Origin of the sequence: Massilicoli timonensis (assembly GCF_900199515.1) — a bacterium.
Classification (GTDB): Bacteria; Bacillota_I; Bacilli_A; order Erysipelotrichales; family Erysipelotrichaceae; genus Massilicoli; species Massilicoli timonensis.
Window position 1 is genome coordinate 238938 of the sequence record NZ_LT963433.1, and the last position, 12882, is coordinate 251819.

Consider the following 12882-nt stretch of genomic DNA (forward strand, 5'->3'; position numbering starts at 1 on the left):
TGAACATTAGCATCAGTATAGCACAGGTCGTCTCGTTTTTCCACCCGTTCCGTCATCGTATCTATGACGATCTACTCATCGATATGCCCGATGACCTGATAGGAATCTTTCGTGTACTGCATGATCTCAATGCGATTGCCATCCGGATCATGGATCCACATTTGCCAAGTATGAGAATTACCGATCTTCGGTTCTACATCAATGTCCACCCCTTTTTCGATCAAAAAGGCCCTGGTCTTTTGAATATCCGCCACTACGACGCCAAAGTGAGAATACCCGATCTGTTCATTAAATGCGGGATGCGGTTTTTGGTTTAGCGATGCGGGATATAATTCGATAAACTGTCCCGGCGCTACCTCAAAGTAAACGATGCAATACGCTTCCGGTGTTTGCTTCGCCTGCTCATAATAGGGAGAATCAGGGCGATTCGCATACGCTTTGTATTTTACTGCCATTTTCATCTGACAGCCTAGTTTTTCATAAAATGCCATCGTGGCATGCAGATCCTTTGCGAAAAAAGTAACATGCATGATTGATTGAAATAACATAGCTTCACCTTCCTTTCATGAATATCAAAATTCTGACAGCGTCTCTTCACTTTGATATCGATTACAGTAAACGATCGAACTCTGTACGTGCTGCAGCGCTGTTTCGATCACTTGGTCCAAATCATCATCCTTGCGGCAGACCAATTCGATCAGCAACAATAAATTAACCCCGGCAATCAGATAAGTATGCGGATTTTGCATATAGCGCAGAAAATAATTATTGACACTTCCGCCAAACAGATCGGTCAAGATGACGACTTCATCCTCCTTGCTCATCTGCTTCATCAGCGCATCTACCTTTTCTTCTACATTTTCCGGCTTTAGATAAGTGCACAGTGTTAAGACCTGCTCTTGTCTGCCCATGATCAGTTCCAGTGAACTGCGCATGCCTTCCGCAAAATTTCCATGTCCGGCAATAATAATCTTTCTCATCTTATCCACCTTCCCATCAAATAGTCAATTCTTCCTGTATGTAGCGATACACATATCCGATCTCATGATCGGGTATCACCACTTTATATAACTGCTGCAATTCATCAAAGCTCTCTTGGAACACTTGCACGAATGCCATAAACTTCGTAGTTTGTTCCACTTTTTCTTTTTCCTTTTCCGTATTGGTTACCAATCGTTCGATCAAACAACTGATATGCATGTTTAAGCCGATGATCAGACGATTGCTGAAAGTGAGCTGTAAATGCTGCTGCAGCTTATAAATACTGCTCTCCACGGCATTTAACAGCTTCTCCGGATTGAGGATCGTCAAATAGCCGATGATGTTCAGCAAAGCAAAATTCTTTACAAGATTCTTGTTAAACTGCTTGATTCCCGCACTGTCAAGATATTCTGACAAGATGGAATTAACCAAAGAGATGTTTTCATTGGCAATGATATCCTCCAGCGCAATAAAGGGGATTCCTTCCAGCATCGGATTGAGCGATCCGATCAGCAGTAATACCTCATGTTCCTGTAACAGCACCTCGCATTGCGCACTGTGATCAAGATCTTCATAGGCAAAATATAGAAAATCAAGATCCATTTTATTCGGCAGACTTTTCACAAACAGATCAATGACCCGTTTTGTCGCTTCTATGCCGTTTTCCGCAGAAAAGACAATGGCCTTGCGCTTGCGATTGCTTTTGATCAGCTGATAAGAAATCTGCGATTCCTCGCATACTTCCTTTAAGATCGTCCTGAGGTCTTGATTTTGTAAGATCTTCATACCGGCTGACAGCGCTACCTTCGTGGAAATATTATTTAGGACGCCGATATTAAGATTGGCGATTTCCGAAAGTGAGCTGCCGATATCTTCTAAAGATCCCATATCTACTAAGAGCAGCACCTGTTGCGCTGATTTCTGCTGCACAAATTTACGTAACGGGGAAACGATGCTTTCCACCGATGTATCTAATGGCATATCGATTGCCTCAAAGACATGCTTGCCGAGCATACGATTGACCGCATCGGTAATGGAACTGGCAGTGGAATAGCCATGCGATAAAATAACACCGGTGATACGTGATGTATCGATCTTTTTATTATAGAAGCTGATATAGATACAGATAAACAGCATATTGACATCATCAATGGAAAGATCTAACAAAGATTTGATCGTCTGCCGCAGTTCCTTAGCAATCATCATTTCTTTTTCAAGACGACGGTCAAACAGTGTATAGATTTCTTTTGCCCGTTCTTTGTCCTGCCTGCTTTCAGCACTTTGATCACTCATCATCAACATATAGAGAATACGTGATAAAACGATGGAAAAATTAGCCGATAAATAAATCTGATACGTTTCGGCGATCTGTCTTACGATATGAGAAACCATCGTTTCTAAAGTTTTCAGTTCTTCGCTCTGACAGCGAATCTTATAAATATGATAATCAAAGTAACTGTTTGTTTCATTAGAAGCGCGATATAAAAATTCATCAAAGCGCATCGCACCGCGAACATACGCCGCATAATCATCAAACAGCGCCTGTGCATAAGCATTTGCTTTTGCTTCTGTGCGTTCCTCATAAAAATGGGCAAGTGGGAAATAAACGCCGGCTTCTTTTTCTTCCATCATATTTTTCACTGACAACGTACGGACGATCGAAGCAGGCAGATCGAGCGGCTTGATCGTAACGATACCGCTGTCATTGCGATCAGCGGCGGCATTCGCGCAGGTCCAGCGGACGATGCTTTTTAACTGATCGATATTTTCCTCGTAGTGATATTTGAGCAGTGCCCCAAAAGATAACGGATTGAGATACAGGCGACATTGCAGCTGCTGTTCTTCTTTTTTCAGAAAATGCAGCAAGAGATCTCTTTTATCCGATAAAAAGCGGCTTTCCAGATCCGGGATCTGTACTTGCACCGGTATGACGTCAAGCAGTTCTTTGTCAATGCTTTCCAAAGGCTGCGTGGTCGATAAAACAAATCGACACGATGCTTTGTCTTTTCTCGCCTCGATCTGGCAATGATGCAGAATGGCAATCAAAGCGCTTTGATCTTCCTTTTTTAAGCATTCGATCTCACTGATATAGACAAAGCCCTCCTGTTCTTTTAAGCTGTCCTGGATCATCTTCTTGCTATGATCTCCCTTCTGGCAGGAAACGCTGAAGAAGGAAGCATTGGCGTCAATGATGTGATTCGAGAGCGCATATTCATACATGCAGCGCGCCATCAGTTGCCGTCCGCTGCCCTTTTGTCCGCATAAAAGAAGTGGTAAGCCGTTTGGCGGATAATTGATTGCCATCACGCACTGATGTACACAATATTTCAAACTGGTGCTATGACCGATCAGTTTCAAAAAATCGTTTTTCTTTCCATTTTGGTCCCGCAAAAGCGCTGAAAACTCATCGACATCTTCAAACACGGTCTTTGAAAAACGCATTGATAAACCGGTCTCGATCGTCTGACGATCTAAAAAATAGACCGGTCTTGAGATGATCTTGATGATCTTTCCTTCTTTGGTTAAATGGTTCAAATACAAGGAAGCAAGTGAGCGTGAGATATAAAGCTGCTCTTTGACCGACTGTGCCGTACAGGTCAATACGCCCTGTTCACAATACTGTTTACTGCATGTGATGACGATCTGATGGATCGCCTCGATCGTTTTCTGTTCCTTTTCCGCATATACGTGTGCCATCTGATCACCTCTTTTCTGCCTATACAGACAACGGCACAAACGAGTGAGCGCTGCCGATCACCCGTTTGCCTTATTATGTGCCTGTCATCTGTTCATCATCAACGATTGTCTTTCCAAATGATCTTGCCGTCTTGCTTAAAGCAGCGTACCGGGAAACCCACTTCCTTGATACGATCGTACTTTGCACCGCCAGTCGCTGAGTCCACTGCCAAAAAGATCAGTTCTTCTTCTCCGGTATTGATGACGCGATGGGCGTATTTCCCTTCAATGTAATGCAGGCTGCCCTGTTTCATTTCTTCGGCAAAACATGTTTCATCGCCATCCCATTTCAACAGATAGCCATTGCCTTTTACACATAAGTAATATTCCATATATTTTGGTTCATCATGGAAATGCCCCTTTGTCATATTGCACTCCCCGTCGATCAGCAGCGGCTGAATCGTGGTAGTACCATAGTAGAGATCGGTCATCGTACGATTGCCGATCGCATAGCAGACGCGATAACTCTCCTGATGTCCCCGTGCCTGCGCGGCGTTCGCATTTGCATAATAGTCTGCCACTTCATCAAAATAAGTCGTATTGTGAATCAGATCTTCTCCTTCCATATAAGCAGAACCGCTTAGATCTAAATGATATTTTGCCGGAATGATTTTCATAATTTCACCTCTTTTACGCACCCAGAATACCGAAATAAGCACAAACAAGCGAGAATGCGAACATGAGCAGCATCAACACGACATTGTTTAGCTTCTTCTTAAATATGAGCCACCAGCAAAGCCACAGCATACCCATGCTCAGGATATTCGGTGTAACCGAATCTAAGATCGACTGCAGTGTCTGTTCCGCCTCTCCTACTCCAAACGACAAGGTTACATTGACATACACCCATTCACAGGTCATACTTCCAAATACCATCATGGCGATCACACTGGTCGCATAACGGAATTTATCCATCAATCCGCTTTCCAGCGCCGAATCAATGAATTTTGCACCTAGATCATAGCCGAGGAAAGCCCCCTTGTACTTGCAATAGAAATTCGGTACATCGAAGATCAATAAGAATACCAATATGCCAAGCGGATTACCGTCTAAGGCAAAACTGGTACCGATCGCAGTGGCAATGATACGAATGGTATTTAAGAAGATCGCATCAAAGATGCCCGCTGCCGGACCGATCAATGCGGTCTTGACACCGGTAATCATCGAAACATCATAATCATCTGATTTGGCATTTTCTTCTTCCATCGAAAGAATCATCCCCTGAATAAAAGGAATCGGCTGCATAGCGGTATTAAAAAACTCATTGGTATGACGATACAGCGCATCGCGATACTTCTGTGCATCATGCGCATAGATTTTCTTTAATGCCGGGATCAAGGCAATCGCATAGCCCAGATTATTGCCGCGGGCATGATCCCATGCGCCTTCATTGCTGAAATTTAATAAAAATACTTTACGTAGATCTTTTTTATTCAAAACCTTGTCAGAAATCTGTGTCATCTGCCATAGCCTCCTTTCCATGATCAGACCAGTTTACTGTCAAAAGCACGATGATGATACTAAGCGCCAGCACCCCTAACATCGACATGCCTAAATAAGAGGAAAGAATGAAACCTAAAAACAGATACGGCAGTGTCTTGGTATTAAACACCATATTCAGCAGCATCGCAAAGCCGACTGCCGGCAGGATGCCGGAAACGATGCTGAAGCTCGTCGTTACCCAATCCGGCAGTTCCGATAAAACGGAAGAAACCGCTTCGGATCCGAAATAATACATCGCAAAGGCAATAAAGAAACGATAGATGAACAGTAAGAATGCCGTTGTGAAATGGGCGATGTAGATTCCTTTCTCATTGCCTTTGGCAGCAGAGCGGATGCCATAGTTTTTAATGATCGGACTCAGCGTTACATAAATGATATTTTTGAACCCGGAAGAAATGACTGCGATCGGTGTCGCAACCACCAGTGCCGCTCCCAGATCCATACCGCTGTGGATCACGAATGCAGTTGCAATCGCCGTTCCCAGTGATGCGTCAGGAGGCACATAAGAGCCCATGCTGATTGCGCCGATGAATACCAGCTCCAAACTGGCGCCGGTCATGACGCCGGTAGGAATATCGCCAAGTGCCAAACCGATCAAAAAGCCGATGCAGAGCGGACGATAGGTATAACTGCTCCACAAAAACGCTTCATCGATAATCTGCCAGCCGGCGATGATTCCAACTAGAATCGCCTGTAATAACATAAAAATCCCTCTCTTTCTTTTTTTCTCCCTTTCAGATCGCAAGAAATCAGTATGTGCTTACCGATCCTTGATCGATCTTACCCATATCGCTCCCCTTTTCGCTAAAGATCAGATGCGTTTGTCCTTTCTGCTACAGCTTTTCTCTCACATCCACTTTGGCGGTCGTCGGCAGCTTCTGCAAATACAATTCATACCCTTCATCGACCATTTTACGGATGCTTGCCAGTTCGTCATCAGATGCCGCAAAAGCTTCATTCAACATATGCGTACGTTCCTTTGTCGGCATCATACTGCCCAAATTGCACGACTTGATGCCACAGCCGCGCATCAGGGCAAAGGCATACTCGTTGTCCTCGGTAATGATAAACAGCTTGTATTTATCCGTAACCCCGGAATTGATGACCCGAATCGAATCCGCTACATTTTTAATGACTAGCTTTACGCCCATCGGCTTGCTTAATTTTACTGCGGATAATCGAACCGGATCCTGCAATAAACGATCGGAACAAATGAGGATACAGTCAGCATGCAGGTGTGCCGTCCAGAATACGCCTGTCTGTCCATGGATCAGACGATGATCGACTCTAAGCAATTCAATCATGCTGTCCCTCCTTTCTGCTCTCATCTTAATCAATTTCCGAAAAAAGAGGGAAAAGCACCCTTCTTTTTCACACTGCACGATCATTTTTCAACACTATCCTTCCGCATTGCCGTAAAATGCGCATCCAAACGGATAAAAACGGCAGTGTGAAAGAAATGTGATGATCCTTTGAGAAACAGCGCATATACAAGAGCTGTTTTATAAAGTTTACAGGAAGCGATCTTTATTAAGATGTGTTAAAAAAAACAAAGCAGTGTCAAGGATCCATGACAATCTGCTTTTGCTTCTTTTTTTATGATAGAGTATGGTCAAGAAAGAAGGGATATTATGCAGCTTGGAATTTTCTCAAAAACCTATGAAGGAACATTAGAACACGTCTTTCAGAAAATGGAACAGGATCAACTTACCTGCACACAATTTAATCTTTCCTCTGCCGGTATGGAAAGTATGCCGCTTACCTATGATCGCGCGGTGTTAGATAAGATCAAAGATGCTGCCAGACGACATCACATTGAATTGGTCGCTTTATCCGGCACCTTTAATATGATCGATCCGGATGAAGAAAAGCGGCAAGACGGTATTCAACGCTTCGCCGTATTGTGCGAAATTGCCGCTTATTTAGAAATCCCGATCATTACCTTATGCACCGGTTCAAAAAATCGTGAAAGCAAATGGAAATGGCACGATGACAATGATTCAAACGACGCGTGGGAGGATCTGCTTGAAACTACGAAACAGCTATTGCCGATGGCGGAAGCGCATCATCTCACATTGGGAATAGAGGTGGAGGCAAGCAATGTCATTCATTCTCCGGCTTTGGCGCGCAAGTATTTGGATCTATTTCAAAACGACCATCTCAAGATCGTTATGGACGGCGCAAATCTGTTTCATCCAAAGCAGATCGAGACGATGCAGGCTACTTTAAGCGAAGCGTTTGCGCTGTTGGGAAATGATATCTGTCTTGCACATGCCAAGGATCTGGCATCTGATCAGGATATTCAATTTGTAGCGGCGGGGACCGGGATCCTTGATTATGACACCTATCTGCAGTTATTAAAGAATTATCATTATGAAGGGGCGCTGATCATACATGGACTAACGGAAGCACAGGTTGCGGAAAGTAAAACTTTTCTGGAAAGGAAGTTGTCGTATGCCTTATAAGCAAAGAAATGGATGTGCGCTTTATTATGAAGTGCAGGGACAAGGCGAACCACTGATCTTTTTACATGGGTTGGGCGGCAGTATGGAGCAGGTACAGGCACTCTTTCCCCAGCTTGATCATATTCAGCTGATCCTCATTGACCAAAGAGGTCATGGAAAAAGCACAGGCAGTTTCACTTCATATACTTTTGCCGATCTGGCAGAAGATGTGCTTGCCATTGCTGATGAATTACATCTTGCACAGTTTTCGATTGCCGGTATCTCGATGGGTGCAGCAGTCAGCGTATATCTTTTGTTACATGCGCCGAAACGGATCAAAAAAACGCTTCTGATCAGAAACGCCTGGATCAATGAAGCGATGTCGCCCTCATTTCGCTCACTTTACGCTTTGCTTGCGGACTGCCTGAAAAAAAAGGAGAAAGCCCGTTTCCAAGCAAACGCATACTTTTGTGAATTGCAGATGGCTGCACCGGCTGCCGCTGCCTCTTTGCTGCAGTGCTTCGATGATCCGGCCGCACGCCGATACCCTGAAAAATTTATCGAAATCCCCAAACAGAAACCATTCCAAGACCTTTTCGATCTGCATCAAATCAAACAGCCGGTCATGATCTTGGCAAATCACCGCGATCCGATCCATCCGTTCGCATTCGGGCAGTGCCTGCATGCGCATATTCCGCATTCTTCCTTTTATGAAATTATCAGCAAGAGTGAAAACGCCGCAAAACAGGCAGAACAGATCGCTTTTTATCTACACGCCTTTTTATAAGAAAAAGACCGCAAGCCGCAAGGGTCAAACACGGATGTACCCATCTAAGATTTCGGTCTTTTTTAATTGTTATAAGCGCTTCATTTTTACCATTTTGCCTGAAAACGGCGTAAGCGCAGCGCATTGGAAACAACGGAAATCGAACTGAATGCCATTGCCGCTCCGGCGAAAACCGGACTCAGCAGCGGTCCGCCGAAGAAATAAAGCAGGCCTGCCGCAATCGGAATGCCCAAACTATTATAGAAAAATGCCCAAAACAAATTCTGTTTGATATTGCGAATGACCGCATTGGCAAGTTCATAAGCAACTACGACATCTTTCATCTCATCTTTTACCAGCACCACATCTGCGCTTTCCACCGCAACATCGCTGCCGCTGCCGATCGCGATACCTACATCTGCCAGGGTCAAAGCATATGCGTCATTGATTCCATCTCCGACCATTGCCACCTTTTTCCCGTTCTTTTGGAAAGAGGCGATGACATCGCCTTTTTGATCCGGCAGCACCTGTGCGATCACATGCGTGATGCCCGCTTCTTCCCCGATCGCTTTGGCGGCGATCTCATTATCACCGGTAAGCATTACCACATCAATGCCCAGGCTGCGCAGCTTCTTCATCGTAACAGCACTATCTGCCTTTAATTCATCACGAATCGCACATACGCCTAACAAATGTCCATCATATCCGGCAAATACCAACGTGTTGCCTTTTTTCAGCAGTTTATGATATGCTTCCTGCTCTTCCTTGATCGCATAGCCTTTTTCTTTCAAAAATTTGGCATTGCCGACGACAATTTCTTTGCCTTCGATGCGTGCCTGCACCCCTAAGCCGTGCATGCTCACAACTTCACTTGCCGTATATTTCGGTGCATCGATCTTCTGCGCATGATCGACGATCGCTTTCGAAAGAGGATGATTGGAACCCGCCTCTGCCGCTGCCATATAGGCAAATGCCTGCGGTGCATCATCACCGATAAAATCACTTACGACAGGCTTGCCGATGGTAAGGGTGCCGGTCTTATCAAAGATCATCGTATCAATATGCGCAAATCGTTCCAGCGCTTCCCCGCTTTTTAAGAAAATACCGTTCTGCGCCGCTTTGCCGGTACCGACCATAATCGCGGTAGGCGTTGCCAAACCCAGCGCACAAGGACAGGCAATGACCATGACACTGACAAATACCGTCAAAGAAAACGTAAAATCCTGTTCCATCACATACCAGAAAATGCCCGCAAGTACGGCAATGACCATCACTGCCGGTACAAAAACCGACGCTACCTGATCTGCCACCTTCGCGATCGGCGCCTTTTTGCCCTGCGCATTTTCCACCATGCGGATCATCTTGGTCAAGACACTGTTATCCATATTGGCGCTTACCGAAACCAGCAGCCTTCCACTTAAATTCAGCGTACCTCCTACTACCGCATCACCGATTTCCTTATCTACCGGCATGCTTTCTCCGCTTAACATTGATTCATCTACCGAACTGCTTCCTTCGATGATCGTACCGTCCATTGCAATCTGATCACCTGCTTTGACAACGATCTGATCGCCGATTGCTACTTCTTCCAGTGAGACCGTGATTTCTTCTCCTTCTTTATACAGCGTCGCCGTAGAAGGACGAAGCTTCATCAGTGATCGGATCGCGTCAAACGTCTTGCGCTTGCTGCGCGCTTCTAAATGCTTGCCCAGCATGACCAGCGCCACGACCACGCCGGCGGATTCAAAATACAGATGATGCACATACATAAGATTTCCCTGCATGATCTGGACCAGTGCATACAAACTGTAAAGATACGCACTGCCGGTACCGATGCACACCAAGGAATCCATATTCGGCGCACCATGCAGCAGTGCTTTGCTGCCGCGGATAAAAAAGGCATTTCCGATCAAAATGATCAGTGTTGCCAAAACAAACTGAATGAGTGCGAAATTGAGCGGATGTGTTTCATAATGAATGATCTGCGGCAAAGGCAAGGCAATCGGCAACATGTGGCTCATGCCGATATATAAAAGCACAAAAGCCAATACCAAAGCGATCGGAATATGCCATCGCTCATAGAAAGAGGGCTTTTCTTCGACCTTTTGCTGCTGATCTAAGATCACACTGCCCTCATATCCACCCTTTTGTAACGCATGCAGCAGTTCTCCCAGCTTTACTTTACGCTTATCATAAGTAACGCTTGCCTGATTCGTCAAAAGATTCACACTTGCTTCCTTTACCCCGTTTTGCCCTTTTAAGATCTTCTCACAGGCATTTGCGCATGAAGCACAATGCATGCCCTTGATCGTTAGATTCACCGTTACATATTCCGCTAACGGCAAGATCGCAAATTCAGCCTTTTGTAAAGCCTGATTCGCCGCTTCCAGATCCAGTTCTTCATTAGCAACGATCACTGCCTGATTCATGATCAAATTCACTTCCACGCTTTCCACCTGCGGCTGCTTCTTTAAGATGCGTTCGACTGCCGCCGCACAGGCAGCGCAGTGCATGCCTTCGATTCGATAAGTTTCTTTTATCATAAAAACCTCCTTTTTGCGCACATCGACAGATTATTTCGTCATCTTTGTCAAAGTATGACGCAGCTCCTCCAGTTTTTCTTCTACTCCATCTCCGCTGACCATCGCATCTTTTACACAGGTTTTCAGATGTCCGTGCAAGATTTCCACATTTGCTTTGCGCATCAAAGCTTCGCTTGCCAATATCTGATTGGAAATATCAATACAATAGCGATCCTCTTCGATCATTTTCAAGATTCCTTCGATCTGCCCTTTTGCCATATTCAAATATTTGATCGCATAGCGTCTGTTATCATTCATTTTCATTACCTCCTATACCCCGTATGGGTGTTTATGCACATTATAGATTGTTATTTTATATTTGTCAATGCGGACGCTTTTTTGATTTCAAAAGCAAAAGCATGCCTTTTGCCACAAAACAGTGTGTTTATGCTATACTGAAAAAAGAAAGAAGGATGTATATGAAAGAATTGATCGTTGTCTGCGGAATCATAAAAATACAAGATACTTACCTGATCGCCAGAAGAAGCGGCGCCATTGATGCGGGGTATTGGGAATTTCCCGGCGGTAAGGTCGAAGCAGGTGAAACGCTGGAACAGGCGATCGCAAGAGAACTGTATGAAGAATTGCATGTTCAGGTAAAAGCGGAGAAAAAATTATGTCAGATCGTAGATCAGCGTCCTGATGTCGTCCTGCAGGTACATGCTTTTCTCTGCACGCTGTTAAACGGCACACCGCGCATGCACGTACATGATGCGCTTCGTTATGTCAAAGCCGAAGAGCTTTCAAACTATCGCTTTCAGCCGGCTGATCAGCCGATCCTAGACGCCTTGCAAAATAAAAAAGAAGAAACGGCTTTTCCTTGATCAAGCAGATCGCTTGTCTTTTGCCTACATTTCTTCCCTTTGATCACGCAGTCCTCATCTGCGTTTTTTTATGGTTTCTTTTTATGAACCTGCACCTGTTTTTTCAACGCTTCCACCGTTTCGCGATCGCCGCATGCGCTTTCTTCGCACATCAGTGCAGAAGCAGCGGCCGCCATGCTCAGCTTGACCAGCTCTTCCATCGGATATTGACGCTGTAACGCCAAAGCTGCGGCAGCGCACATCGCATCTCCGGCACCGACCGCAGAAACGATCGGCACCGACAGGGCATCGGCTTCCATGCGTGCATCACGGCTCACAAACACCGCTCCCTGCGCACCTAGTGACAAGATGACCAAAGCAATGCCATCATCCACCAGCCTCTGACATGCCTCGATCAGTTCTTCCTTTGTCACCGTCTGCTCCTCTGCCCCCAGATAACGGCATAATTCCTCACGATTTGGTTTTATGACATGCGGCTTTGCCTCTATGCCATAGCGAAGCAAATCGCCATCCGCATCCAGCACCACCGATACTTGTTTTTCCTTCAGTTTTTCACAAAGGCTTTGATAGATCGTAACCGGTACATTGGAAGGCACACTGCCGGACAGCACCACGACATCTTGTGCCTGTGCAAGGCGCATCAGCTTCATCTCCAGTTCGAGCAACGCGACCTCGTCGATTTTCGGGCCGTCTTCATTGAATTCACTCAAATTATGGTCTTGATCGATCAGCTTTAGATTCGTGCGCGTATTGCCTTGCACCCGTACCATATCATTGGAAATTCCCAGCTGATCCAGCTCCTGTATGATTTCTAAACCAACGCTGCCGCCGATCAAGCCGATCGCCAAAGAACGGCCGCCTAAACGTGCGATCGAGCGGGAAACATTGATGCCTTTGCCGCCGGCATGGGAACGAATCTCCTGTAAACGGTTCAACCCGCCGTAATGAAATGTCTTTAGTTTCGCAAACTTATCCAACGCCGGATTCATCGTAACTGTAATGATCATACCATCACCTCATATTTAGATTACCCTGCTTTCCTTTGC

At 45.3% G+C, this 12882-nt stretch carries 13 protein-coding genes; 3 read left to right on the plus strand and 10 right to left on the minus strand.

What is annotated here, in order from left to right:
• Nucleotides 1-71 precede the first annotated feature (71 nt).
• The 7 genes from C1712_RS01705 to C1712_RS01735 form a co-directional block, all read right to left on the minus strand.
• The gene (locus C1712_RS01705; RefSeq protein ID WP_219718824.1) at nucleotides 72-548 is read right to left on the minus strand and encodes a VOC family protein; all 477 of its coding nucleotides are present in this window, start codon (nucleotides 546-548) and stop codon (nucleotides 72-74) included.
• Nucleotides 549-572: 24 nt separating this feature from the next.
• A complete protein-coding gene (locus C1712_RS01710) occupies nucleotides 573-980 on the minus strand; it encodes a PTS sugar transporter subunit IIA (protein WP_102266209.1) in 408 nt (135 codons plus the stop codon).
• 16 nt (nucleotides 981-996) lie between these two features.
• Nucleotides 997-3678, minus strand: a complete 2682-nt coding sequence (locus tag C1712_RS01715; RefSeq protein WP_102266211.1) for a PRD domain-containing protein — start codon at nucleotides 3676-3678, stop codon at nucleotides 997-999.
• 98 nt (nucleotides 3679-3776) lie between these two features.
• Nucleotides 3777-4334: a glucose-6-phosphate isomerase family protein gene (locus tag C1712_RS01720; protein WP_102266213.1), complete on the minus strand. Its 558-nt coding sequence runs from the start codon at nucleotides 4332-4334 to the stop codon at nucleotides 3777-3779.
• Nucleotides 4335-4347: 13 nt separating this feature from the next.
• Nucleotides 4348-5178: a PTS system mannose/fructose/sorbose family transporter subunit IID gene (locus tag C1712_RS01725; RefSeq protein ID WP_102266215.1), complete on the minus strand. Its 831-nt coding sequence runs from the start codon at nucleotides 5176-5178 to the stop codon at nucleotides 4348-4350.
• Nucleotides 5162-5923 carry a PTS mannose/fructose/sorbose/N-acetylgalactosamine transporter subunit IIC gene (locus C1712_RS01730; protein WP_102266217.1) on the minus strand — a complete coding sequence of 254 codons (762 nt, stop codon included), beginning with the start codon at nucleotides 5921-5923 and terminating at the stop codon, nucleotides 5162-5164. Before C1712_RS01730 ends, C1712_RS01725 begins: the two co-directional genes overlap by 17 nt.
• 130 nt (nucleotides 5924-6053) lie before the next feature.
• Nucleotides 6054-6524 carry a PTS sugar transporter subunit IIB gene (locus tag C1712_RS01735; protein ID WP_219718825.1) on the minus strand — a complete coding sequence of 157 codons (471 nt, stop codon included), beginning with the start codon at nucleotides 6522-6524 and terminating at the stop codon, nucleotides 6054-6056.
• Between the two features lie 327 nt (nucleotides 6525-6851).
• Here C1712_RS01735 and C1712_RS01740 point away from each other — a divergent pair, with 327 nt between their 5' ends.
• Both C1712_RS01740 and C1712_RS01745 read left to right on the plus strand, forming a co-directional pair.
• Nucleotides 6852-7685, plus strand: coding sequence for a sugar phosphate isomerase/epimerase family protein (locus C1712_RS01740; RefSeq protein ID WP_180963037.1), 834 nt, complete (start codon nucleotides 6852-6854; stop codon nucleotides 7683-7685).
• Nucleotides 7675-8451, plus strand: a complete 777-nt coding sequence (locus tag C1712_RS01745) for an alpha/beta fold hydrolase (protein WP_102266221.1) — start codon at nucleotides 7675-7677, stop codon at nucleotides 8449-8451. Before C1712_RS01740 ends, C1712_RS01745 begins: the two co-directional genes overlap by 11 nt.
• A gap of 86 nt (nucleotides 8452-8537) precedes the next feature.
• On the opposite strand, the gene C1712_RS01750 is transcribed toward C1712_RS01745, so the two are convergent.
• A complete protein-coding gene (locus tag C1712_RS01750) occupies nucleotides 8538-10973 on the minus strand; it encodes a heavy metal translocating P-type ATPase (protein ID WP_102266223.1) in 2436 nt (811 codons plus the stop codon).
• A gap of 30 nt (nucleotides 10974-11003) precedes the next feature.
• Nucleotides 11004-11270 (minus strand): metal-sensing transcriptional repressor, encoded by a 267-nt coding sequence (locus tag C1712_RS01755; RefSeq protein ID WP_102266225.1) that lies wholly within the window; start codon nucleotides 11268-11270, stop codon nucleotides 11004-11006.
• A gap of 161 nt (nucleotides 11271-11431) precedes the next feature.
• On the opposite strand from C1712_RS01755, the gene C1712_RS01760 reads away from it, so the two are divergent.
• Entirely contained in the window at nucleotides 11432-11836 is a 405-nt protein-coding gene (locus C1712_RS01760; protein WP_102266337.1) for a (deoxy)nucleoside triphosphate pyrophosphohydrolase, read from the plus strand.
• Nucleotides 11837-11904: 68 nt separating this feature from the next.
• Here C1712_RS01760 and pfkB read toward each other — a convergent pair whose 3' ends face one another.
• Entirely contained in the window at nucleotides 11905-12843 is a 939-nt protein-coding gene (gene pfkB, locus C1712_RS01765) for a 1-phosphofructokinase (protein ID WP_102266227.1), read from the minus strand.
• Between the last annotated feature and the right edge of the window lie 39 nt (nucleotides 12844-12882).

What these genes read in the sequence shown, in the direction of transcription:
- C1712_RS01705 (WP_219718824.1), bottom strand. Translation starts at nt 548, where the DNA reads ATGTTATTTCAATCAATCATGCATGTTACTTTTTTCGCAAAGGATCTG.
- C1712_RS01710 (WP_102266209.1), bottom strand. Translation starts at nt 980, where the DNA reads ATGAGAAAGATTATTATTGCCGGACATGGAAATTTTGCGGAAGGCATG.
- C1712_RS01715 (WP_102266211.1), bottom strand. Translation starts at nt 3,678, where the DNA reads ATGGCACACGTATATGCGGAAAAGGAACAGAAAACGATCGAGGCGATC.
- C1712_RS01720 (WP_102266213.1), bottom strand. Translation starts at nt 4,334, where the DNA reads ATGAAAATCATTCCGGCAAAATATCATTTAGATCTAAGCGGTTCTGCT.
- C1712_RS01725 (WP_102266215.1), bottom strand. Translation starts at nt 5,178, where the DNA reads ATGACACAGATTTCTGACAAGGTTTTGAATAAAAAAGATCTACGTAAA.
- C1712_RS01730 (WP_102266217.1), bottom strand. Translation starts at nt 5,923, where the DNA reads ATGTTATTACAGGCGATTCTAGTTGGAATCATCGCCGGCTGGCAGATT.
- C1712_RS01735 (WP_219718825.1), bottom strand. Translation starts at nt 6,524, where the DNA reads ATGATTGAATTGCTTAGAGTCGATCATCGTCTGATCCATGGACAGACA.
- C1712_RS01740 (WP_180963037.1), top strand. Translation starts at nt 6,852, where the DNA reads ATGCAGCTTGGAATTTTCTCAAAAACCTATGAAGGAACATTAGAACAC.
- C1712_RS01745 (WP_102266221.1), top strand. Translation starts at nt 7,675, where the DNA reads ATGCCTTATAAGCAAAGAAATGGATGTGCGCTTTATTATGAAGTGCAG.
- C1712_RS01750 (WP_102266223.1), bottom strand. Translation starts at nt 10,973, where the DNA reads ATGATAAAAGAAACTTATCGAATCGAAGGCATGCACTGCGCTGCCTGT.
- C1712_RS01755 (WP_102266225.1), bottom strand. Translation starts at nt 11,270, where the DNA reads ATGAATGATAACAGACGCTATGCGATCAAATATTTGAATATGGCAAAA.
- C1712_RS01760 (WP_102266337.1), top strand. Translation starts at nt 11,432, where the DNA reads ATGAAAGAATTGATCGTTGTCTGCGGAATCATAAAAATACAAGATACT.
- pfkB (WP_102266227.1), bottom strand. Translation starts at nt 12,843, where the DNA reads ATGATCATTACAGTTACGATGAATCCGGCGTTGGATAAGTTTGCGAAA.